Here is a 22,051-nt window from a genome sequence, read left to right as displayed (position 1 = left end):
AGGTTGCCTATGTACTGCACAGGTTGTTTTATGTGGGTTTTATTTTTATAGTAGAGAGAATACAAATTTACAAGCTCGCCGATAGCCAAGTCGTCCAATTAAGGGGGTCAGCCGGTGGAAACAGTGAAATTTGAACTAAATGGAGAGAAGCGTCAAGTAGCCAAAGGGACTCGAATTCTCGACTATCTTCTATTGAACGAGATAGAGCATCCCCATATTTGTTACTCCCCCATCTTTGGGCCTGTTCAAACCTGCGATACCTGTATGTGCGAGATTGACGGGCAGATCCTTAGGGCCTGTTCTACCCACATCGAAGAGGGGATGAGCATATTCACGTCTTCGGAACGGGCAAAAGCCTCCCAGCTGGAAGCGATGGACCGAATCCTTGAGAACCACAAGCTGTATTGTACCGTCTGTGACAACAACAACGGAAATTGTCGGGTGCACAACACCGCTAATCTGATGGAAGTGAAGCATCAGACACGGCCGTTTCGTGAAAAAGGCTACGAAGTGGATCGATCACATCCGTTTTATCGCTATGATCCTGATCAATGCATCCTTTGCGGACGATGTGTTGAGATTTGTCAGAATGTTCAGGTTAATGAAACGCTGACGATTGACTGGGAACGTGATATTCCAAGGGTCATCTGGGACGACAACAAGCTCATCAATGAATCCTCCTGTGTGTCATGCGGACAGTGTGTAACGGTTTGCCCGTGTAATGCGTTGATCGAGAAGTCGATGCTGGGTGAAGCGGGTTTCATGACTGGTATGAATAAGGAACTGCTTGATCCTATGATTGATTGGATGAAAGAAGTGGAGCCGGATTACCGTAGTGTTTTCGCTGTCTCGGAAGTGGAAGCGGCTATGCGTGGGAAGCGGATCAAAAAAACCAAGACCGTGTGTACATTCTGCGGGGTAGGCTGTTCGTTCGAGGTGTGGACCAAGGACCGCCATATTCTCAAAGTAGAGCCTTCGGAAAATGCGCCCGTCAACAGCGTCTCTACCTGTGTAAAAGGAAAGTTTGGCTGGGATTTCGTTAACAGTAATCAACGCTTGACGAAACCACTGATCCGTCGAGGTGATCAGTTTGTAGAAGCGACTTGGGAAGAAGCGTTGAACCTGATGGCCAGCAAGCTGGGAGCTATCAAGGAGTCTCACGGCACAAACGCGCTTGGGTTCATTTCATCATCCAAGTTCACCAACGAAGAAAACTATCTGATGCAAAAATTGGCTCGACAGGTGTTCCAAACCAACAACGTGGACAACTGCTCCCGTTACTGTCAGTCTCCGGCATCATGGGGCTTGCAGCAAACCGTAGGAATCGGTGGCGACTCTGGAACGATTCAAGATATTGCCCAAGCGGGTCTTGTCATTCTGGTTGGCTGTGCTCCTGGAGAGGGACACCCCGTTCTGGCTACCCGAATCAAGCGGTCCCAAAAACTCAACGGACAAAAGCTGATCACTGTAGACCTTCGCCGGCATGAGATGGCCGATCGCGCTGATTTGTTCATTCGTCCCAACCAAGGAACCGATTACGTCTGGTTAACGGCTGTCGCCAAGCACATCATTGATCAGAACTGGCATAACGCGTCATTTATCGAAGAGCACATAAACTTCTATCCCGAATATGTACAATCGATTGAGCGGTTTACTTTGGAATTTGCTGAGCAAGAAACAGGCATTCGTAAGGAAAAGTTGATTCGAATCGCCACCATGATTCATGAGGCGGATGGAACCGCTATCTGTTGGGGTATGGGCGTGACCCAGAACGTGGCAGGCTCCCATACTTCTACGGCGATTTCCAATCTGCTGTTGATTACAGGGAACTTCATGCGTCCGGGAGCGGGGGCGTTTCCGTTGCGTGGCCACAACAACGTCCAAGGGGCGGCTGACATGGGAACGATGCCGGATATTTTTCCAGGGTATCAGCCTGTTGCGAATGACGCGATTCGAGCCAAATTCGAAGAGGCTTACGGGGTGAGAATTCCGGGAGAACGCGGTCTGGATACAATCCAAATGCTGGAGGCAATCGGCAGGGGCGAGATCAAGGGCATGTATGTAGCCGGGGAAGAAATGGCCTGGGTAGATTCGGATTCCAATCATACCCAAGAGATGCTGGAGAAGGTGGAGTTCCTGGTCGTGCAGGATGTTTTCTTAAGCAAAACTGCTGAATTTGCCGACATTGTTCTACCGGCAGTGCCATCGCTTGAAAAGGATGGAACCTTTACCAACACGGAGCGGCGCGTGCAACGACTCTACCAAGCGCTTGAACCGATCGGCGACAGCAAACCGGATTGGTGGATTTTCACGCAAGTGGCGAAGAAGCTGGGATATGACTGGAAGTATACGCATCCAGGTGAAATCTTTGCCGAGATGGCATCACTTACTCCATTCTTCTCCCAATGCAATTACGATGGTTTGGAAGGGTGGAACAGCTTCCACTGGGGATCACAAGACGGAAGCAACACGCCACTTTTGTATACGAACGGATTTAACTTCCCGGATAAAAAAGCGCGGCTGGCACGCTTCGAATACATCCCGCCAGTGGAGTTCCCAACAGAATTTGATCTGACACTCAACAATGGCCGTTTGTTGGAGCAGTTTCACGAGGGCAACCTGACGGACAAGTCGGATGGCATCCAATACAAACTGCCCGCTGTTTTTATGGAAATATCACCGGAATTGGCCAAAGAGCGGGGAGTCGAGAGCGGATCAATGGTGCGTCTGATTTCACCGTATGGAAGAATCAAGCTTCGCGCGTTGGTCACGGAGCGTGTGCGGGGGAGAGACATCTATGTACCGATGCACTCGGCCCATCCCGAAAGCGCTGTGAACGTATTGACAGGCGGGGTATTCGATGTGAAAACGAGAACGCCCGGCTATAAACAAGCCAAGGTGCGGATGGAGGTTCTCGAAGAAAAGGGATTGATTCCACTCCCGATGTACAATCATCGCTACGCTAAGCGCAATCCACAAATAGGAGTACAGGTGGATCGAAAGTGGGCCCGAACAGATTATAGGCCAATCGCTAATGTCAATATCCCGGGGGGAACCAATCATGGCGAAACCGATTAAGACCATTGCCAAACCAACGCTTACCGATGGCGAAAGGCAGAATCAGGCCGTTGAGAATGTCATCCGAGTCCTAGCGCAGAATCCGGAAGGTATCCAGGAATTCATCAAACTGCTTCAGGAGCTCCACAATAGTGGGCTTCTTGGAGTACTTGGCGCGGCGGTGGAAGCGAAGGAAGAAATCGCCCAAATCGCCGTAGGGCAGATGAATCGCCCGCCTGTCACCAACCTGATCAACAATGCGATGGCTGCTGCCGGTGGATTAACGGAGCTTGAGCCTGAGATGACCCGTAAACTGATCCATGGTGTCACCAAAGGTCTTCAACAGGCGGAAGAAGGACTACGCTCTGGAACCAAGCTTGGGATACTCGATTTGATGAAGGCTCTCTATGATCCAGACGTCAATCGGGCCATTCATTATGGCATTAACCTGTTAAAAGGCATAGGAGAAGGCTTAAAGGATCAAACCGAAGCGAAAGAGGGGAACCATTCTTGATACAGCCCGTCTGCGTTTCAACATCCATCCGGCATTACGCAAATGGCAGTTTGGAGGAAGTGGAAGATTCGATCGTAACAGAATTCCCGATGACGATCCTGTTGAATCAAGAGGAGTTCGCGACTTTGTTGTGCAGTCCAGAGCACATGGAGGAGCTTGCGATCGGATTTTTGGCTTCTGAAGGAGTAATTGGTTCCTGTGCCGATCTTTCGGATATCTTCGTGGATGAATCAACGGGATACGCTTATGTCACGGCGAAGCAAGTAAACCGTTATAACCAATTATTTCATTCCAAACGGTATGTGACGTCTTGTTGCGGTAAGAGCAGACAAAGCTTTTACTTTTATAACGATGCCCGAACCGTGAAAAATCTGGAGGAAAACGGACTTACGATTACGATCGCTGATTGTTTTCGCTTGATGGAGCTGATGCAGCAATCAGCCAGCCTGTTTCAGAGCACGGGTGGTGTTCACAATGCGGCATTATGCGATAAACAGGGAGTGGTGATTTACAGAACGGATATCGGACGACACAATGCGCTGGATAAGCTCTATGGACATTGCCTGAAGCATTCGATTAAGACAGATGACAAAATCATGGTGTTTAGTGGCCGCATCTCTTCTGAAGTGTTACTGAAGGTAGCCAAAATCGGCTGCAGCATCGTGCTATCCAAATCGGCCCCAACTGAATTGGCGCTTCGTCTCGCGGATGAACTTGGAATGACCACGGTAGGCTTCATCCGCAATCAGTTACTCAATATATACACGTGGCCAAATCGCATTGAAATGGACGTGAAGTGAACGGGAAATATGCCTAGAAAATTAACAAGCTGACACGGATGGTAACGGGTGTCAGCTTGTTTTGTTTCAGGCCAGATAGTTGCCACGAACCGATTACGTTTCAATAAACTGAGTCAATTCCCTGTTAAACCGATCCCGCTCTTCCCAAAACAAGCCGTGACCGCTGTTTTCAAACGGCACAAGTTTGGAGTTGCTGATTCCTTTATTGAGGGCAGTGGCAAGCGGGAATAAACACACCTTGTCGTGAACGCCGTGCAGAATTAAGGTAGGGACACGGATTTTGCCCAGGTCCTCAAACACGTTTTCATCCCGAAACGCTGTCGCAACCCCTGCGGTGGCCCAGCCTGCTGCCTGTAGCCCCATTTGGAAGAACCATTCTCTGAACGGTTCCGTTATATATTGAAAGAAAAACATATCGCCAAAGTTCTCCAGCATTTTGGGACGGTCATTATAGGTTTGCCCAATTAGTTGGGTGATCTCTTCCTTTGGTAATCCATAAGGAAAATCAGGACGCCTCGTGACGCTTGGAGCTGCGGCGCCGAACAAAGCCAGCTTGGAGACCCCATGCCCGTTATGTCGACCCATATATCGTATCGAAATGGCTCCGCCAACAGAGTGACCCCCGAGGGTGAAGTTCTGTAATTGAAGCGCGTCTACTACTCCTCTGACGTCATCCGCCAAACGATCGTAGTGATAGCCCTCCCACGGTTTATCTGATTTCCCAAAGCCTCTGATATCCATCCCGATGCAGCGATACCCCCTCTTGGGAAGCTGGTTAAACTGATATTCAAACAGGTTATGATCAGCAGGCCAACCGTGTACAAACAAGATGGTTTTGTTGCCACCTGGATTAATGTCTTCCACATAGATTCTTACATTGGGTTCTACTCTTACATAATATCCCACGTGAATTCCTCCATCTGTTATTCCTTCTACAGATATAAGTTACTCATCTGGGCTCAACTAGGTGAATGACTATCTTTCTCGGATCAACGAGTCGTTTAACCTGACGTTGTATAATGCCAGAGGGAGCGAGCTGAACTTAACGATTATGTTTTATCTCGCACTGTTCATTGTACCGATTGTGATCCTCTATCAAACCTGGCTCTATCGGGTTTTCCGAGAAAAGATTACGACGGACAATGCAAGGGGTATCACTAATCGAGTTAAGCCTACGAAAAAAGCCTCTGAGTCGTGGCTTTTTTTATCATATAAGAGAGCTTAATTGCTTTACTTTGGTAAAGTAATTAAGCTTATCCATTCGCGAAAGCCCATCAAGAAAAGAGCTTCGTCCACTTCTAGTCTCATTGGAAGTGATACTCAGCGTAGCGAAAGGAGAAAGGGTGAAAAGGCGCCACCCAACCCCGCAGGGGCGCGAAGCGTTTGGCGCCGGCCCTTTCGTATTGAGTGAAGCGGGCTATTTAACCTCATTGCGAACTTCCACAGAGCGTAAAGGGACGAAGGTCTTTTCTTATTCTTGCTCACGTATAAAGCGATACGCCTCTGCAAAACGAACAAGACCTTCATGGATCGTGTCCATATCCGCGTGACCAAAAGTAAAGCGGACAAAGCCTTCCTTGGAGCCGAGGATACTTCCCGGAACAAAGACAAATCCGCGTTGAATCGATTCTCTGAGCAGCTTGGCCTCGGATACAGGCTGTTTCAAACGACACCAGATATGGATGCCTCCATAGGGAACGACAAACTCCACAACATCTTTCAAGACGTCATTCAATTCGAATACTATTCGATCCAGCTTGATCTGGAGCTGTTCACGAAGTCGATTCAGATGATGAAGAAACTCGTCTGAACCGAGGAACTGACTGGCGATCCATTCCGGGAAGATGCTATGACCAAAATCAAACTGTTGTTTCGCATCCGACAGTCTCTCAATCACTGATTGTGGCCCAATGACCCACCCGATCCTTAAACCGGAGGCGACAATCTTCGATAAAGAACTGACATAGAGCACGTTGCCTGTCGTATCCAAGGATTTAAGAGTGGGGATGTGTTCACCCGAAAAAGACGTCAAACTGTACGGATCATCCTCCACAATGGGGATACCGTACTCAGAAGAGATTTCTAGCAACCTTTTTTTACGTGAGGTGGAGAGTAAGGTTCCGGTTGGATTCTGATAGTTGGGACTTACGAACACCATCTTGATCCGATGTTTCTGATGCAACGCGACCAAATCCTCAGGGTTCATTCCTTTTTCATCAACAGGCAGAAGGAATGTACGCAGTCCTGCCGATTGGAACAAAGGGAGCGAGTAACAGTAAGAAGGATCTTCAATCGCTACAGCGTCACCTGGCTGAAGCAAACATTGCACGATGAGGTGCAGCGCCTGTTGAGCTCCCGATGTGATCAGGATCGACGAAGACGTTGTTTTAATGTGATGAAGCGAGTTCATCTGGGCAGCGATTGTATTGCGAAGATTCAGATTCCCTTGTGAATGCTCATAGCCCAAATGGCAGTTAAATTCCTGTTGAGACAGGATCTGCTGCAAGGATTGATAGGGAAACAGATCGGATGACAACTCACCACTCGCCCAATCAATCAAGCCGCTTTCCTGTGTTTCTTTGCGTATGGTGCGAATCAAGGGGAGGTTCGGTAAAAAAGAACCGGTTTCCACGAGATGACGCCAATTCGGTACTCGTTTGCGGGCTTGGCTCCAAATATCGTCGCTCACCATGGTTCCGCTTCCCTGCTTGCTCTCTATGATTCCGTTCGCTCTTAACTCTTCGTAAGCGGAGACAATGGTGCTTCGGTTTACCTGAAGTTCTCGAGCCAAAACTCGCTCAGAGGGCAGCATGCTCCCAGGAGGGAACTCCCCATTGGTAATTCGACTCTCGATTTGCTCGGCAATTGTTTTGTAGAGTGGTTTGGATCGAGGGGTTCCATTCTTCATCATTTCTTCACAACCTTTGACAGCGGGTAATGATCTTTTGCACTGGATGATCAAAATACCGGACGACTGGATGGTCCTGATTTTTGCGCATTTTTTATAATGAACTGTGTCTATCATTGCATTATTGAAGATTTGTGTAAAGGAGAATGCCGACATGAAATATAGAACGTTATCAGGTACGCAATTGAAGGTTTCTGAAGTGGGATTTGGGGTCTGGACGGTTGCGACCAAGTGGTGGGGCGTGACGGATCAGCAGCTGGGACAAAAGCTTCTTCGTTCTGCTTATGAGGATTACGGGATCACTTTTTTTGACACGGCTGACGTGTATGGGAACGGACTTGGAGAAACCATCTTGGCCGATACGCTGGGAGATGTTCGAGACAAGCTGGTGATTGCCACCAAGTTCGGTTATGATATCTACAATTTGCCGGAAGAACGCAAAGGTCACTCTGAATTGCCGCAAATTTGGACAAAGGAACACATCGCCTATGCTTGCGAGCAGAGTTTGAGACGGTTGAAAACGGATTACATTGACTTCTACCAATTGCATAATCCGCGAATGGATACCATCTACAATGATGAAGTCTATGAGGCGCTGGAAAGATTGAAGGAACAAGGGAAGATAAGAGAATTCGGAGCGGCGATGGGACCGGATCTAGGCTGGAAAAATGAAGCGATAGCGGCCCTAACGCAGGGGTATGCCGGCGTTCAAATCATCAACAACATTCTGGAGCAGGATCCGGCGAGAAGCATTTTGCAAGTGGCCGGTGAAGAAAGTCGCGGGGTTGTGGTTCGGATTCCACATGCGTCCGGATTGTTAGATGGTACATATGATCCAGACAAGCACTTTAGCCGAAACGATCACAGAGCGCATCGAAGCGTGGAATGGATGCAAGCTGGTGTGGAAGTCGTGCAAGAGATGAAGGAAAAAGGCTTGTTCGACGCGAATGGCCGAACCATCGGTCAGTTAGCGATTCAGTTCTCTTTGTACTGGTCCCATGTGGCATCTGTGTTGCCGAACATTACGACAGAAGATAACTTGAAAGAATTCGCCATGGCATCAGAAGTTGCCCCGCTTACGGAGGAGGATTTTATTCAGTTGGTATGGCTTTGGCTCAGCGGATATCAAGAGCGACTCAAACAGCCACTCTCTGATTCGGATAGCAAGCCAGCACCTGAATATTCTGTTTAAGTGATCCATTATAAAAAGCAGCTTATAAGAGAAAAGGCGGTCCATTCGGACCGCCTTTTTCGCATGGTAAATCGGAAAGTATATAATTTTTCCGATTTACATAAGTGCAACTACGGCTCTGCTGTCGCCAAAGGCTCGGCAATCGCCGAGTTTTCTAAGGAGTTTTACGCTTTTCCCTGTTCTTTTTTGACAAGGTAATCTACCAATCCCATCGCGCATATTTCCAAATCCAGCTTCACAACATCGAATGCTGGGTGGCTCTCGGGAATCCCATGGGATACGAGATACTCTTGCACCTGTTGATAAAGGGAAGCGGTAATGGCGGAAGCTCCTTTGCCCTCTTGAAGTAAAGCGGCCGCCGTGTCAACGAAAACGGGAAGCCACTCCTTCACCTGTCGATACACCTCCGAAACGTTCTCAGACATTCCGAAGTGGCCAAAATAGATTCGATCTAGCTTCTTCGACTCAAATAAATGGATCGACTCGAGCATTCGATCAGGATGAAACTGATTGGGGGACGTAGATGGCAGATAAAACGGAAAATCCAGCTCATCCAGCTGCGCATACTTTACACCTACTGTATCTCCGGTAAACATACCGTTGCTGACAGGGTCATAGATACTAAAGTGGTGATTGGCATGACCAGGCGTGTCATAGAAGGTTAGCGTGCGATTCGGCCCGATGCAGAGCGTGTCTTCGTGATTTTTGATGAGCAATTTGTCTTCTGGAACAGGTAAGAGTGGAGCAAAAAACGGATCAAATTGATCTTTATACACCTCTCGTGCACCAGCAATGAGCCGTTCGGGGTTCGCTAAATGCCTTGCTCCTTTCGGATGAACGACAACGGTGGCGTTCGGGTATTCTTTTAGAAACAAACCGGCGCCACCAGCATGATCGAGATGAATATGCGTGACAATGATATACCGGACATCGTGCGGGTCAAGCCCAAGAGTTTGTAAGCCTTTGAGCAAATAGGGCAGTGAGGGACTTGCCGAGGTTTCGATAAGAGTAAGCTGCTCATCTTCTATCACGTAGCTGCCGGTTCGTTCTTCCCAGCCCATGTCATGCAAATCAATCAAGTGAATGCGATGCCCTAAATCAATCGGTTTCTTCTCTGTCATAAAAAATCTTCACCCCTTTAATCAATAGTTATGTGTGTAAACGTAATGGTAAGATGAAATTCGCTAGATTGGATCAAATTTCCTTTTCGCAAAGAGTTGCGACTGTTTAAGGGATTTCATCTAAGCTTATTTCGTGTCATAATTATATGAATAGTATAAATAATGTTTAGGCTTCTATCACAGGAAAGGGGACCAATTATGGGCAAGTATCTGAAGGAGTACTTCGGTTTTGCCGATATTCTCGTCATGAACGTGTTGTTTGTGGTGGGGCTGATTTTGACGATTCCTCATTTTAACCATGGAACAACCTGGCTCGCCTTCTTCTTTGGCATGCTGATGTATTCGTGCAGTGAGTACATCATTCATCGCTTTTTGTTTCATTTGAAACCGCCGAAGAGCCCATTCTTTTTGCAACTATTAAAGCGTCTGCATTATGACCATCACGTTCGTCCAGATGAACTACATCTGTTGTTTTTGCCAGTCTGGTACAGTCTTCCCCTGATCGGTGCGGCAGCGTTCATTTTCTACTTGTGTACAGGGAATACTGTTTGGACGACTGCGTTTACAACAGGGGTGATCGGATTTTTGCTCTATTATGAATGGACGCACTACGCGGCACACCGCCCGATTCAACCGATGACGAGCTGGGGGCGGTGGATGAAGCGACTTCATCTTCTGCACCATTTCAAGAACGAAAACTATTGGTTCGGGGTAACGAATCCATCCATGGATATGCTGATGGGAACTTTTAAACAGGAGAAGGCCGTGGAGAAGAGCCAAAGCGTCAGAAATCTGGAATTAACAATGAAGGAGTGATAGTCATGAATATTATCTTTCACGGTCAAAGTTGCGTTGAGATTCGGTTGAAGGAGCACACGCTGATCATCGATCCCTTCTTAAAGAACAATCCGGTTGCCGTTACGAAGCCGGAAGAGATTTCTGTCGATTACATACTCGTCACGCATGGGCACGCCGATCATATTGGTGATGCCGTTGAGCTTTCCAAGCGTAACGACGCGACAATTATCGCGACGAATGACTTGGGAAGGTACTTGTCGTTTCAAGGAGCCAAGGTGCACACAATGGGGATCGGAGGGGAGTATGAATTCCCTTTTGGCAAAGTGAAGTTGACGCACGCGCTGCACGATTCCTCCTATAATCCGCCAGGAACCCAGGAAAATATCTACACTGGCCTGGCGACGGGAATTCTCATCACCGCGGAAGGCAAAACCATCTACCACGCGGGAGACACGGGACTCTTCGGCGATATGCAATTGATCGGAAGACTGAATTCGATTGACCTCGCGTTTCTGCCGATTGGCGGCAACTACACGATGGGCCCTGGTGACGCGGTGATTGCCGCACAGTTTTTAAAAGCCAAAACGGTTGTCCCTATGCACTACAACACATTCCCGATTATCAAGCAAGATCCGTACGCTTTTGTTGATAGTTTGGAAGCTGAAGGAATTGAAGGGATTGTGCTTGCGCCCGGTCAGCAGATAGAGTTGTAAGTAAAGTTAAGCCAGAACTTACTTAAGCCTCCACTTACGTACGAAGAACAACTGGTGTTCGTTAAATATAAAGTCTTCGACTGATCCTCGTTATAAACCAAAAGGCTATCCTTGCAAGAATAGCCTTTTGGTTTATTTTATTAACTTTCAAGATACGTATCCAATTAATAAGTTAATTTTCCTAAACGGATATCATTGGTCATACCCTCATAAGGAGCTTGGATTATAACCTTTTCATTATTGACACCCTCATTTTTGAAAAACGTGATATCAGCAAACTCAGGAACAACATACTTTGGATAGGTTTCATATTTTATACGCGACTCTTCCATTAGTGGCAGGAAATCATTTTGATAGCACACTGTAATTTCTGGATGTTCGTGAACCCATTTAGGGAAGAAGATAACTCCATGAATCCTTTTGTCATTTGGCATAAAATTCAGGGAAACATCGGTACCAGTTGGTTCAGTCCAAGAAACTTTATAGACTCCATCAGCAATTTTAACAATATCAGCTTTTTGGTCACGAACCCAGCGTCCTCCTACCATCCCACTATGAATCCGATAATCAACCGTGTTCTCATTTTTTATATAAAATTCATACTCCCAACCATTTTCATAAGTATAAATGAAATGGCTTCCCAAAAATTCGTTAAGTTCTTTCATAAATAGGTCACTCCTTTGAAAATATTCAATATTTAACATGTAAATAGTTACATGTATTAACTCACATGTCTTACTATATGCTTGTGATATAATCATGTCAAGATAGTAGATAATGGAGGTTATATGGTGAGTCGCAGAATTTTGAAATATGCAATTTTAGGCTTATTAAGTAAAGAGGACATGAGTGGATATGATATTACGTCCGAATTCAAAAAAGCGATTGGACAGTTCTGGAGTGCAAAGCATAGCCAAATCTATGTTGAGTTGAAAAAATTATTAGACGAGGATTCGATTTCTCAATATATAGAAATGGCAGGGGCCAAACTTGAGAAAAAGATGTACAGCCTTACAGCAATAGGAAGAGAAGAACTTCAGAATTGGTTACTTGAACTGGATGAAAATATGGAAACTGAAAAAGATATCTTCGCTTTACGTATATATTTTTTAAAAGATTTACCCAAAGAAGAAATACCGACCGTATTTAATAACCAATTAAAACTAAGAACAAAAAAATTAGCACATCTAAAAGAACAGTTCTCGATACTTTTTGGAATGGAACAGGATCCAATTGATTTAGATGCGGAAGAATTAGGTCACTACCTTGTTCTGACAAAAGCTATTTCACGCGAAGAAAATTACATTGGTTGGTTAGATAAAAGTTTAGATATTATAAAAAAACAAACAAGCCGATAATCCTTTTCCATAGGATTTATCGGCTTATACAATTTCATTGTCATTTTCTTATCACTTCTCTATACCGTCTCCCGTTCAATCAACTGAACCGGCAGTTCCTCATGAGAAACGTCGGTACTGCCAATCGCTTGAAGAAACAAATTTCTGCCCATTTCAACTAAAGGGAGTTCAAGCGTGGTAATCTTCATCATTCTCGCAATCGGCTGATTATCGAATCCCATTAGCGCAAGCTCATCAGGAATGGCAATATTTTGTTCCTTACAGCAGGTGAGAATTCCAGCAGCCACCTGGTCGTTTGAAACCAACAAGGCTGACGGTGGATCGATCATTTTGGCTAGCTGTTTGACTACTCGTTCACCATCTTCGAAATGAAAGCATTCATAAAAGATATAGTTTGTCCGCAACGGCTCCTTGATTTTCTTGAGGAAATCGTTGTAGGCAAGTTCTCTTTGTTGGCTATTCATTCCTGATTTTCTTCCAAGGCAATAACCAATCCGATGATGCCCCTTCTGATACAAATACTCCAAAGCGATCGAAAAACTCTTGTAATGGTCGATAAACGTCGAAGAGACCTTCCTTCCCCTCGCGTCCTCGCATAGAATGATTGGGCCGTACGCCATATACTCCTCCATTACTTCCCAACCACAAATTCTGGAGCAAATAATTAACGCATCGATTTGCTTAAGCTGCAGCATCTGTAAGGCTTCGATCTCTCTGTTTTCTTCATAATTGGTTTGAAACAGGATTAACTTGTAGTTGTTTTTGACGGCTTCATTCGCGATGCCTTCTAGCAACAACCCGAAATAGGGATGATTAGTGAATGGGACGACTACCCCGATCAGGAAGGTTTCGCCTTTGCTCAGATGGACCGCATTGATATTTCGCTGATAATTGCACAGATCCATTGCTTTTCTTACCGCTTCCCTTTTTTCCGTACTGACATAAGGGTGATGATTTAACACGCGCGAAACGGTCGTTACGGAGACGCCTGCTATCTTTGCAATTTCTTTGATATTTGCCATACGCTCACCTTTCCAATAAAACTTCTCCTTGCTATGAAATGCGTTTCATCCTTTACGCTTCATTTGAATGAAAAAGGAGGAATGTTTTATGGTCATACTTGTGGGAATCTTGTGCCTCATTTTCTTATGCGGCTCTATTCTTATTTTCTCATCCATTTCTATTTCACTGTATCAAAAAAACCGGCGAATAAAAAAGAGTTCTAGTAAACGCCCAAGAGACGACTATCGCTATTTATTTGAAGTATATGACGAAGTTAGGAAATCTTAAGCACATGTTAAAAAAGGTTCACAGATATGAAACAGAGCAAGCGTTTTCAAGTGATATTCTTCATATAGAATAAGATGGATTTGTTCTATAGAACTGATACAGAGGAGAATAACTATGGCAGAACGCATTGTCGTTGATCCAATTACCAGAATCGAAGGACATCTACGGATTGAAGCAGATATCAAGGATGGAGTTATCCAAAAAGCATATAGTGTCGGCACGGCGTTCCGTGGCCTTGAAGTAATAGTAAAAGATCGTGATCCCCGCGATGTATGGGCGTATGTTCAGCGCATTTGCGGAGTCTGTACAACCGTTCACGCATTGGCTTCCGTGCGATCTGTAGAGGATGCGCTCGATATTCGAATCCCCAAAAACGCTCATCTGATTCGGGATATTATGAATGCGGCAACTTATATCCACGACCACGTGGTTCATTTCTATCATTTGCACGCCTTTGACTGGGTGGATGTCGTCAACGCGTTAGAGGCTGATCCACAGGAAGCTAGCAAGCTGGCCCAAACCATGTCCAAGTGGGAGAACAACTCACCGGAATACTTCCAGGACGTCCAGCGAAAAGTGAAAACGATCGTCGAGAGTGGACAGCTTGGGATATTTGCCAACGGTTTCTGGGGACATCCAGCGTATAAGCTCCCCGCGGAACTAAATCTGATCGCCACGGCTCACTATTTGGAGGCGCTGGATTGGCAGAAGGAAATCGCGAAGATTACGGCGATTTTTGGCGGGAAGAACCCACATCCTCATTATGCTGTCGGAGGTATGACGACGCCGCTTGATATCGAGAGAGATTCCAACCTTCTTGAGCGATTGAAACAGGTTTCTTCTCTTATCGATAAAGCTAAGGAGTTTGTGAAGGAAGTCTATCTGCCGGATCTTTTGGCAATTGGCTCTTACTATAAAGAGTGGATCCATGGGGACGGGCTTCGAAACTACATGACGTATGGCGATTTTTCAACGGGTGACATCCGCGATGTTCACCTCTATCGGATGCCAAGAGGAATCATCCTGAATGGCAATATGCAGGAAGTGATTCCGCTGGATCTCAAAGACCTCGATCAAATCAAGGAATTCGTCGATCACGCCTGGTACTCGTACGATAATCAGGATACAGGTGGAAGACATCCGCTTAAGGGAGAAACCTCTCATCACTACACGGGACCTGGGAAAGCATATCAATTCCTGAATACTGAAGAGAAATACAGCTGGATCAAGTCACCTCGCTGGAACGAGCTGCCGATGGAAGTTGGCCCGCTCGCGCGCATCATGGTCGGATACGCCTGTGGCAAAGAGGAAATTGTTGCTCTCGTTGATGACACGTTACAAAAGCTGGAGATTCCAATGGACGCTCTGCATTCGGCGCTGGGACGCACGATCGCTCGCGGTCTGGAGAGTGTGCTTGTGGCAGATTGGATGCGACAAGACATGGATACGCTGATGAGCAATATTCAATCGGGAGACTATCGGACGTTCGAAGGTTCGAAGTGGGAGCCTTCTACATGGCCTTCCATCGCAGAGGGTGTAGGCTGGCTGGAAGCTCCACGCGGTGCGCTCGGCCATTGGATTGTCATCGGAGACGCCAAAGTCACGAATTATCAAGCGGTCGTACCAACAACCTGGAACGCTTCACCGAAGGATCATCAAGGACAAGAGGGCGCGTACGAGGCTGCCCTGGCTGGAACCCCGCTGATGGATCCAGAGAAACCACTGGAAATCCTCCGAATCGTTCATTCCTTTGATCCGTGCATGGCCTGTGCCGTTCATCTGACGGACTTGACGACCAACCAAATCGTAACGGTTCGTACGGAGTAATGGGCGATGACAAACAATAACCATCAGATCATTCATGAGAAGAAAACCATCAAAATCTTAGGAATCGGAAATCTGCTATACCAAGACGAGGGTTTGGGCATTCACATTTTGCCACTGTTAAGAGAGTGCTTCGACGGTCAAGACGATGTGGAAGTGATCGAGGGAGCGACTGATGGCATTCTGCTGCTGGATCCAGTGGAAGCCACCGATCATTTGATCATTGTCGATGCGATTCACGCCGGTGTGCAGCCAGGTGACCTGATTACGGTTCGTGACGAGGAGATCCCTCTTTATATGGGCGTAAAAATGTCCATTCATCAGGTCGGCTTCCAGGAGGTTCTGGCAGCGGCAAAACTCCGTGAACGATTGCCTCGCCACATGTTGATGTGTGGGATTCAGCCGCATTCACTGGAGCTTGGTCTGGAGTTGACGGACGTCGCTCAGGCGAAGTTGCCGGAGCTGGTCTCGCTTATCCAACAACAGGTGGATGAGTGGAGATCTATCTTAGCTCATGGGGAAAGAGAACGAGGAGGGAACGCATAGATGGACAAGAGTATTGAAACATTCGCGATAGATCGCGGGGTCCAACTGGAATCAACGGTTAAGGCTTGGGCAGAGAAGTTCGGTTTTGATATTGACCAAGTGCGGAGTGCGATGAAAAAGCCGCGGACGCCAATGCTTTGGTTAAACGCCCTAGATTGCACGGGCTGTATTGAATCGTTTCTCCGCGCGGCTGGTCCAGGTGCGGCCGATTTGTTCATGAACTGGGTCTCCTTGGAATACAGCGAGCTGCTCTCGGCTGCGTCAGGGGAACACGCGGAACACAACAAGGCCTCTGTCCTGGAAAAGTATAAAGGCGAATACGTCTTGGTAGTTGAAGGGGCAATACCCACGCGAGATGAATTCTTGATGGTGGCTGGTCGATCCGTCAGGGAAGAAATTATGGAAGCGGCCAAAGGGGCAAAAGCGGTTTTTGCCTACGGAAGCTGTTCAGCCTGGGGGGGCATCCCGGCAGCCAAGCCTAATCCGACGGAATCTGTTTCTCTCACGGAATTGATTCCCGATATACCAGTCGTACTGGTGCCTGGCTGTCCACCGATTGCCGATGTAATGGTAGGGACATTGCTCCATCTGCTCATTCATGACACAGTTCCGGAGCTGGATAAAAAAGGCCGACCTAAAATGTTTTACGAATGCACGGTTCATCAGGTCTGTCATCGCCGGCACTTTTTTGACGAGGGCTTGTTTGCTGAAACCTATGATGATGAAGGGGCCAAAAAAGGCTACTGTCTGTTTAAACTGGGCTGCAAAGGCCCGTCAACCTTCAACGCCTGTGAAAGTATGGGCTGGAATGACGTGCAGTGTTCGCCAATTGGCGCTGGCTCCTCCTGTATTGGATGTTCCGAAAAGAATTTCTGGGACAAAGGACCGCTCTGCTCGCGTAAGGTGAAGGCGAAAGCGGAGCCGGCGAAGGTGTAATCTATAATGAGAGAGTCGCTTGGTGAAAAGCTGAGCGGCTTTTTCACTATAGTAGAAATGGGGAAATGCGAGACCTGCACAAAAAAAAGCCCTGCACATGCAGAGCTTAGCCAGCGTAAAGCCTCAATTCACCTGAAAAAAGTGAACCTCCTGATTCATCTCGTCCGCCAGCTGGGAAAGAGCGCTGATATTGGCTGATATTTCTTCGATTGCAGCCGATTGCTGTTCGGTTGAAGCGGCTATTTCTTGAGTGGAGGCGGCCGCTCTTTGTGTAATCTCGGTGATTTCTTGTACAGCCCTAAGGATTGACTCTGCCCCTGTTTGAATATCCTTGAAGAGGAGATTGACCTGACTGGTTGATTGCTCCGTTTCCCTTACATGTTCCACAATATCCCGAAATGCTGTCGAACTCTTGTCCAATAGTCCTTCCTGTTCCTGAATCGCCATTAAATTGTTTTCCATCGTAGAGATGGTGAGCTGGGTTTCGCTTAGGACACTGTTAATTAACTCGCTGATTTGTGTTCCTGCCACTTTGGATTCCTCTGCCAGCTTCCTTACCTCATCCGCCACTACAGCAAAACCTTTTCCATGCTCACCGGCACGCGCCGCCTCGATTGCGGCGTTGAGTGCTAATAGATTGGTTTGATTTGCGATGTCGGTGATGACAGAGGTGATGCTGCCGATTTCGGCCGAGCGCTGGCCTAACTTGCGAATGGCATCTGTAGATGAGCGGACATTACCAGCTACCTGATGCAAGTGCTCCGTTGCTTCCAAGATTGACTCATTGCCCGTATGGGTTACGTGTACGGTCCGCTTCACTTTGGAAAAGGTAGTCTTTGCCAGTTCAAAACCGCCGGAAATATCCCTTAACATATTCTCAACCTGATGGAAAACAGTATTCGTATGATCTGCTTGTTTGGTGGCTCCCTCTGCGATCTCATTAATGGTGACAGTAATTAGATTGGAAGTAGCTCCCGATTGTTGAGCGCTAGAGGCCAGCTCAATCGTAGAGGATGCTGTCTGTTGGGACATGTTCACAATTTGTGCGATAAGTGTTCTAAGCTTCACGATCATTTCATTAATGGCCCGTCCAAGCTGTCCTATCTCATTGGTGGAACGAATTCCAGAGAGGTGAGTCAAATCTCCTTCAGCTACTTGTTGAGAGGTTCGAATCAGTTCATTAATAGGTTTTGTAATGGATCGGATGGCGAAATAAGCGAGTAATATGGCGAGCAGCGCGGCCAGGATAATACTGGTCGTGAGGAAGGCAATAGCGGACGATTCTTCTGCTCGTGATTGATTGTAATGGTCCTCTGCCTGTGTTTCCTGAAAGATGACGAGATCGTTGATAATCTGATTAATTTGCGTGAGTATCGGGCGAATTTTATTGTACGCTTGAAGGGATTCTGCAGTATCATTTTTTAGCGAATATTTCACAACCTCATTTCTTTCCGCTCGATAACCCGCGAGTAGTTGATTGAGTATGCTCATTTTTCCTTGCTCAAACGGTTCGAGTGAGCTGCTTTGATAGGTATGTAATAATTGGTCATTCTCTTGGATGCATGGATCCATTTCTTCTTTGAGAATTTGCTGCATTCGTTTTGGATCATCCTCAATTATTAAGCGATACAAACCACCTTCATAGGCCAGTAAATTCACCTGAGTTTTGCCAAGCAGTTGAATCCGGAACAGGTTATTTGCATACATCGCTTTCATTTTCCCATTCGCTTCATCCAGGTAGTGGTATCCGATATACCCGATCGCTCCCATAATCGCTAGCAGAAGACCAACTAATATCCACAATCTTGTCTTTATTCTCATATTGTTCATCCATGCAAACATTGTTTTTTCCTCCAGTTTGGCATTGTTAAATTTAGTTCTAATGTAGCGAAAAACCAGAGACGCATATATTACTTTTGTCACTGACAAATATGAAAATTCGTTCAAAAAAGATCAAAACACGATCTTGTCAATTCTCAACGTTTTGGAGACAGCCGGAGATAGGGTATAATATAGTATTATGGTCTGAGTATCATTTGATCTGAATTTTTCACGTTGGACAGAAAGTAGGTAGACAAGTTTTGACCAAACAGAAGCAAATGGCCAATATTTCTTTACTCATCATGGGGACAGGCTTCGTTTCGTCCGTTCCTTTTGTACATAACATGCTGGGATATTTTCTGCAGAGTGGCTTTGAAGCGGGAGTAGTCGGGGGGCTGGCGGACTGGTTTGCGGTAACCGCGCTTTTCAGACATCCTATGGGAGTTCCCATTCCACATACGGCGCTATTGCCCAAAAATCGCGAAAAAATCACGTCCTCTTTTGTCTCTGTCGTTGAGAACGAGTGGCTGACGAAAGAAAGCATTGTGGAGCGCGTGAAGCAAATTGGATTGGCTGAGAAAATCATCACGGAGCTGGAAAAAGGGCTTCGTTCAGAGACTAGCAAGAAAATCATTACCGAAGCGAGTCAATCACTGATTAAAAATCTGCCTGTTGATCAGCTCAGCTCATTGATCTACGCCGAATTAAAAGAGCTCCTCTCAGCAAAGAATGTGGAGGTCTTGGTTCGGCGAGTTCTGGAGCAGGTGATCGAGCAGGATTATGATCAGAAGGGCTTTGATTTTATTCTGGATAAAGTGGAAAATTGGCTTGTCCGCTCCGAGGCGCGCGCTAAACTGGGAAGCTTCGCCCATCAAGCGATCTCCAATATCAAAGTAGACGGGTTTATGCAATTCGCGATTAGCTCGTTCACCAGTATGATCAGCGAAGAGAAGCTGGGAGACCTTCTGCAACGCTTCCTCTTGCAAAATCTGGTGGATATGCGCGACCCTCACAATACCAACAGACAAACCATCGTAGCGGCAATCCGCAACGAGCTGATGAAACTGCGGGAAAATAGACAAGTGATCGAGCAGTTAACCGCTTGGATCGAGCGTTTCTTGTCCGATTGGAAGCTGGAAGATTTGCTGAAGTCCAAAATCGAGCAACTGCAAGAGCGGGCTCTGCAATTTGTTGGAGACAGCAATTTTATGGATGCGTACGCAGTACCGGTCTTGAGTAAAGTCATCAACCAGGTAAAAGAGGATGCTACTAGAATGGAACAGCTGAATCAAACGCTTGAGAGCTTCATCACTCGGTATGTGGAGAAGAATCACGCCAAGATTGGTGAGCTGATCAAGAGCAATCTGGACAAAATGGACGATGAAAGCTTAATTCGCATGACAGAGGATAAAGTAGGGAAGGACTTGCAATGGATTCGCGTGAATGGGGCCATTTGCGGGTTTCTGATCGGACTTATTCTCGCAGGTTTGAAGCTGGCATTCTAATAAATAGAAGCTTGTCTTGGGGACAGGCTGAGAGGGGAGCGTTATGGTATTGAAAAAGAAGCAGAAGCAGCAGAAAAACAAAATGCAATCTCTTGTTTGGGCTACCATCGCGGTTGTCGCTATCATTCTTGTCGCTGTTATCGTACTGGATACTCCGAAGCCGCCATCAACGACCGCGCCCGCATCATTTGCTTATGATCAATTACCCGTACTAGGCAATCCGAAGGCGCCAGTGAAAATTGTGGAGTTTGCCGATTTCAAGTGCCCAGTCTGTCAGCATTTTAGCCAAAAGATTAAAACTCAGCTGCAGAAGGATTACATCGATAAAGGAACGGTTGCGTTTTATTACATGAATCTTCCTATCATTGGCCCAGATTCCTTCACGGCAGCATATGCTGCACAGTCCGTTTATCACCAAAAGCCTGAAGCTTTTTGGACGTACTATGAAACCCTGTTCAATAACCAGCAAGACGAGAAAAAGAATTGGGCGACGCCTGAATTCTTGACTGAGCTGGCTCAAGTGAAGAGTTTGCCGATCAATTACGACCAGCTTAAGCAAGACATTGACTCCAAGAAATACAAAGCGGAAGTGGACGAGCAAGCCGCCATTGCGGAAAAACTCGGGGTATCGGGTACACCTACCCTGTTCATTAACGGACAAAGAGTTAAAGAAGAAGATACATTTAATTACGAAGCGCTGAAGGCGATCATTGAAAAGGTGCAAAAGAATGAGAAATAACGCACTGTATCTGGCCTGGATCGTTTCTTTGATAGCCGTCGGGGGGAGCTTGTATTTAAGTGAAGTCTTGAAGTATATCCCTTGTGAGCTATGCTGGTTCCAGCGAATCTTTATGTATCCGCAGGCGATTCTGCTTGGGATGGCTTGCTACCGCAATGATCGACGCATCATCTCGTATCTGCTGCCGCTCAATATCATTGGAGGATTGATCTCGCTCTATCATTATGCGGAACAAAAAATCCCTGGACTAGCCGAAATGCTCCCATGTTCGGCGGGAATTCCTTGCAACAAGGATTACCTGGATTGGTTCGGGGTCATCACGATTCCGTTGCTTGCCTTGATAGCATTTGTGATGATCAGCGTCCTGTTATGGATGGGCCGTTCCACCAAGAGTGAAGAGCTACAAGAAGAAAAGGTTGCCGATAATTAATTCGGCAACCTTTTCTTCATAATATCGGAATGAATAATTGCTTTACTGATGTAAAGTAATTATTCATTCCTTCCATTTGCGTAAGCCCACTCAAGAAAAGACTTCGTCACTACAGCTCATTTTAAGCGAAACACAGCATAGAGAACGTAGGAAGGGAAAGAGTCGGCATTCTTTACATCAGACTGAGAAACTCAGTGATTTTCTTGTCGACTCCCTTCCGTAGTGAACGGAGCGGACAGTAGATGCTTCAAGCGAGCTTAAACAGAGCGAAAAGGGACGAAGTCTTTTCTACATTTAGGCGATGATTCCTTGTTCTACCAAGCAATTGTATGCGGCTTTTTCTTGTTCGTCTTTAATTTGATACTCCAATTTTCCCTCATTGATTTTGGCGCAGCGTCCACCAAAAGGCTTCAACAAATCCTTTACTTGTGCTATCGGCATTTCTTTGGTCATATCATACTGAACTTTCATGCTCAGATCACCTCGTAGAAGATTCTAT

Annotated in this window: 21 protein-coding genes; 14 read left to right on the top strand and 7 right to left on the bottom strand. The window is 46.4% G+C overall.

Features of this window, described 5'->3' with window-relative positions:
* The first annotated feature begins 114 nt into the window (after positions 1-114).
* The 3 genes from fdhF to fdhD are packed head-to-tail and all read left to right on the top strand — an operon-like array spanning position 115 to position 4,371.
* Complete coding sequence (fdhF, locus tag ACQCN2_RS15675) at positions 115-3,078, top strand: formate dehydrogenase subunit alpha (protein WP_426929877.1); 2,964 nt, start codon at positions 115-117, stop codon at positions 3,076-3,078.
* A complete protein-coding gene (locus tag ACQCN2_RS15670) occupies positions 3,062-3,571 on the top strand; it encodes a helical membrane plugin domain-containing protein (RefSeq protein ID WP_426929876.1) in 510 nt (169 codons plus the stop codon). The genes fdhF and ACQCN2_RS15670 overlap by 17 nt, the downstream gene beginning before the upstream one ends.
* Complete coding sequence (gene fdhD, locus ACQCN2_RS15665; protein WP_426929971.1) at positions 3,571-4,371, top strand: formate dehydrogenase accessory sulfurtransferase FdhD; 801 nt, start codon at positions 3,571-3,573, stop codon at positions 4,369-4,371. The genes ACQCN2_RS15670 and fdhD overlap by 1 nt, the downstream gene beginning before the upstream one ends.
* 93 nt (positions 4,372-4,464) lie before the next feature.
* Here fdhD and ACQCN2_RS15660 read toward each other — a convergent pair whose 3' ends face one another.
* On the bottom strand, positions 4,465-5,277 hold the full coding sequence (locus ACQCN2_RS15660; protein WP_426929875.1) for an alpha/beta fold hydrolase: 813 nt from the start codon (positions 5,275-5,277) through the stop codon (positions 4,465-4,467).
* Between the two features lie 61 nt (positions 5,278-5,338).
* Here ACQCN2_RS15660 and ACQCN2_RS15655 point away from each other — a divergent pair, with 61 nt between their 5' ends.
* Positions 5,339-5,596, top strand: coding sequence for a cytochrome d ubiquinol oxidase subunit II (locus ACQCN2_RS15655; RefSeq protein ID WP_426929874.1), 258 nt, complete (start codon positions 5,339-5,341; stop codon positions 5,594-5,596).
* 246 nt (positions 5,597-5,842) lie between these two features.
* On the opposite strand, the gene pdxR is transcribed toward ACQCN2_RS15655, so the two are convergent.
* Entirely contained in the window at positions 5,843-7,282 is a 1,440-nt protein-coding gene (gene pdxR / locus ACQCN2_RS15650) for a MocR-like pyridoxine biosynthesis transcription factor PdxR (protein ID WP_426929873.1), read from the bottom strand.
* 151 nt (positions 7,283-7,433) lie between these two features.
* Here pdxR and ACQCN2_RS15645 point away from each other — a divergent pair, with 151 nt between their 5' ends.
* Positions 7,434-8,471: an aldo/keto reductase gene (locus tag ACQCN2_RS15645; RefSeq protein WP_426929872.1), complete on the top strand. Its 1,038-nt coding sequence runs from the start codon at positions 7,434-7,436 to the stop codon at positions 8,469-8,471.
* Positions 8,472-8,635: 164 nt separating this feature from the next.
* On the opposite strand, the gene ACQCN2_RS15640 is transcribed toward ACQCN2_RS15645, so the two are convergent.
* The gene (locus ACQCN2_RS15640; RefSeq protein WP_426929871.1) at positions 8,636-9,592 is read right to left on the bottom strand and encodes an MBL fold metallo-hydrolase; all 957 of its coding nucleotides are present in this window, start codon (positions 9,590-9,592) and stop codon (positions 8,636-8,638) included.
* A 198-nt stretch (positions 9,593-9,790) separates the two neighbouring features.
* On the opposite strand from ACQCN2_RS15640, the gene ACQCN2_RS15635 reads away from it, so the two are divergent.
* Together ACQCN2_RS15635 and ACQCN2_RS15630 are read left to right on the top strand one after the other, a co-directional pair.
* Positions 9,791-10,408, top strand: a complete 618-nt coding sequence (locus tag ACQCN2_RS15635; RefSeq protein ID WP_426929870.1) for a sterol desaturase family protein — start codon at positions 9,791-9,793, stop codon at positions 10,406-10,408.
* Between the two features lie 5 nt (positions 10,409-10,413).
* A complete protein-coding gene (locus tag ACQCN2_RS15630) occupies positions 10,414-11,103 on the top strand; it encodes a metal-dependent hydrolase (RefSeq protein WP_426929869.1) in 690 nt (229 codons plus the stop codon).
* 164 nt (positions 11,104-11,267) lie between these two features.
* Here ACQCN2_RS15630 and ACQCN2_RS15625 read toward each other — a convergent pair whose 3' ends face one another.
* Positions 11,268-11,768, bottom strand: a complete 501-nt coding sequence (locus tag ACQCN2_RS15625; RefSeq protein WP_426929868.1) for a phenolic acid decarboxylase — start codon at positions 11,766-11,768, stop codon at positions 11,268-11,270.
* Positions 11,769-11,894: 126 nt separating this feature from the next.
* Here ACQCN2_RS15625 and ACQCN2_RS15620 point away from each other — a divergent pair, with 126 nt between their 5' ends.
* Complete coding sequence (locus ACQCN2_RS15620; protein ID WP_426929867.1) at positions 11,895-12,461, top strand: PadR family transcriptional regulator; 567 nt, start codon at positions 11,895-11,897, stop codon at positions 12,459-12,461.
* 59 nt (positions 12,462-12,520) lie between these two features.
* Here ACQCN2_RS15620 and ACQCN2_RS15615 read toward each other — a convergent pair whose 3' ends face one another.
* On the bottom strand, positions 12,521-13,483 hold the full coding sequence (locus ACQCN2_RS15615) for a LacI family DNA-binding transcriptional regulator (protein ID WP_426929866.1): 963 nt from the start codon (positions 13,481-13,483) through the stop codon (positions 12,521-12,523).
* 382 nt (positions 13,484-13,865) lie between these two features.
* Here ACQCN2_RS15615 and ACQCN2_RS15610 point away from each other — a divergent pair, with 382 nt between their 5' ends.
* From ACQCN2_RS15610 to ACQCN2_RS15600, 3 genes are read left to right on the top strand one after another with little or no spacing between them, the layout of a single operon-like run.
* Positions 13,866-15,578, top strand: coding sequence for a nickel-dependent hydrogenase large subunit (locus ACQCN2_RS15610; protein ID WP_426929865.1), 1,713 nt, complete (start codon positions 13,866-13,868; stop codon positions 15,576-15,578).
* A 6-nt stretch (positions 15,579-15,584) separates the two neighbouring features.
* Positions 15,585-16,121 (top strand): HyaD/HybD family hydrogenase maturation endopeptidase, encoded by a 537-nt coding sequence (locus ACQCN2_RS15605; RefSeq protein ID WP_426929864.1) that lies wholly within the window; start codon positions 15,585-15,587, stop codon positions 16,119-16,121.
* A complete protein-coding gene (locus tag ACQCN2_RS15600; protein ID WP_426929863.1) occupies positions 16,122-17,057 on the top strand; it encodes a hydrogenase small subunit in 936 nt (311 codons plus the stop codon). It abuts the gene before it with no gap.
* Between the two features lie 123 nt (positions 17,058-17,180).
* Here the strand turns inward: ACQCN2_RS15600 and ACQCN2_RS15595 are convergent, their stop codons facing one another.
* Positions 17,181-18,899, bottom strand: a complete 1,719-nt coding sequence (locus ACQCN2_RS15595; RefSeq protein WP_426929862.1) for a methyl-accepting chemotaxis protein — start codon at positions 18,897-18,899, stop codon at positions 17,181-17,183.
* Between the two features lie 239 nt (positions 18,900-19,138).
* Between ACQCN2_RS15595 and ACQCN2_RS15590 the strand changes: the two genes are divergently transcribed.
* Genes ACQCN2_RS15590 through ACQCN2_RS15580 form a run of 3 tightly spaced genes read left to right on the top strand, consistent with a single transcriptional unit; the run spans position 19,139 to position 21,552 of the window.
* Complete coding sequence (locus tag ACQCN2_RS15590; RefSeq protein WP_426929861.1) at positions 19,139-20,383, top strand: DUF445 domain-containing protein; 1,245 nt, start codon at positions 19,139-19,141, stop codon at positions 20,381-20,383.
* Between the two features lie 43 nt (positions 20,384-20,426).
* Entirely contained in the window at positions 20,427-21,122 is a 696-nt protein-coding gene (locus ACQCN2_RS15585) for a DsbA family protein (protein WP_426929860.1), read from the top strand.
* Positions 21,112-21,552, top strand: a complete 441-nt coding sequence (locus tag ACQCN2_RS15580) for a disulfide oxidoreductase (protein WP_426929859.1) — start codon at positions 21,112-21,114, stop codon at positions 21,550-21,552. Before ACQCN2_RS15585 ends, ACQCN2_RS15580 begins: the two co-directional genes overlap by 11 nt.
* 294 nt (positions 21,553-21,846) lie before the next feature.
* On the opposite strand, the gene ACQCN2_RS15575 is transcribed toward ACQCN2_RS15580, so the two are convergent.
* The gene (locus ACQCN2_RS15575) at positions 21,847-22,023 is read right to left on the bottom strand and encodes a hypothetical protein (RefSeq protein WP_426929858.1); all 177 of its coding nucleotides are present in this window, start codon (positions 22,021-22,023) and stop codon (positions 21,847-21,849) included.
* Positions 22,024-22,051: the final 28 nt, after the last annotated feature.

The sequence above is a fragment of the Brevibacillus ginsengisoli genome, assembly GCF_050113715.1.
In the GTDB taxonomy this organism is placed as follows: domain Bacteria; phylum Bacillota; class Bacilli; order Brevibacillales; family Brevibacillaceae; genus Brevibacillus_H; species Brevibacillus_H ginsengisoli.
This window is presented reverse-complemented; position numbering and strand designations above follow the sequence as displayed.

What these genes read in the sequence shown, in the direction of transcription:
- ACQCN2_RS15670 (WP_426929876.1), top strand. Translation starts at nt 3,062, where the DNA reads ATGGCGAAACCGATTAAGACCATTGCCAAACCAACGCTTACCGATGGC.
- pdxR (WP_426929873.1), bottom strand. Translation starts at nt 7,282, where the DNA reads ATGATGAAGAATGGAACCCCTCGATCCAAACCACTCTACAAAACAATT.
- ACQCN2_RS15645 (WP_426929872.1), top strand. Translation starts at nt 7,434, where the DNA reads ATGAAATATAGAACGTTATCAGGTACGCAATTGAAGGTTTCTGAAGTG.
- ACQCN2_RS15640 (WP_426929871.1), bottom strand. Translation starts at nt 9,592, where the DNA reads ATGACAGAGAAGAAACCGATTGATTTAGGGCATCGCATTCACTTGATT.
- ACQCN2_RS15635 (WP_426929870.1), top strand. Translation starts at nt 9,791, where the DNA reads ATGGGCAAGTATCTGAAGGAGTACTTCGGTTTTGCCGATATTCTCGTC.
- ACQCN2_RS15630 (WP_426929869.1), top strand. Translation starts at nt 10,414, where the DNA reads ATGAATATTATCTTTCACGGTCAAAGTTGCGTTGAGATTCGGTTGAAG.
- ACQCN2_RS15625 (WP_426929868.1), bottom strand. Translation starts at nt 11,768, where the DNA reads ATGAAAGAACTTAACGAATTTTTGGGAAGCCATTTCATTTATACTTAT.
- ACQCN2_RS15615 (WP_426929866.1), bottom strand. Translation starts at nt 13,483, where the DNA reads ATGGCAAATATCAAAGAAATTGCAAAGATAGCAGGCGTCTCCGTAACG.
- ACQCN2_RS15610 (WP_426929865.1), top strand. Translation starts at nt 13,866, where the DNA reads ATGGCAGAACGCATTGTCGTTGATCCAATTACCAGAATCGAAGGACAT.
- ACQCN2_RS15605 (WP_426929864.1), top strand. Translation starts at nt 15,585, where the DNA reads ATGACAAACAATAACCATCAGATCATTCATGAGAAGAAAACCATCAAA.
- ACQCN2_RS15600 (WP_426929863.1), top strand. Translation starts at nt 16,122, where the DNA reads ATGGACAAGAGTATTGAAACATTCGCGATAGATCGCGGGGTCCAACTG.
- ACQCN2_RS15595 (WP_426929862.1), bottom strand. Translation starts at nt 18,899, where the DNA reads ATGTTTGCATGGATGAACAATATGAGAATAAAGACAAGATTGTGGATA.
- ACQCN2_RS15585 (WP_426929860.1), top strand. Translation starts at nt 20,427, where the DNA reads ATGGTATTGAAAAAGAAGCAGAAGCAGCAGAAAAACAAAATGCAATCT.
- ACQCN2_RS15580 (WP_426929859.1), top strand. Translation starts at nt 21,112, where the DNA reads ATGAGAAATAACGCACTGTATCTGGCCTGGATCGTTTCTTTGATAGCC.
- ACQCN2_RS15575 (WP_426929858.1), bottom strand. Translation starts at nt 22,023, where the DNA reads ATGAAAGTTCAGTATGATATGACCAAAGAAATGCCGATAGCACAAGTA.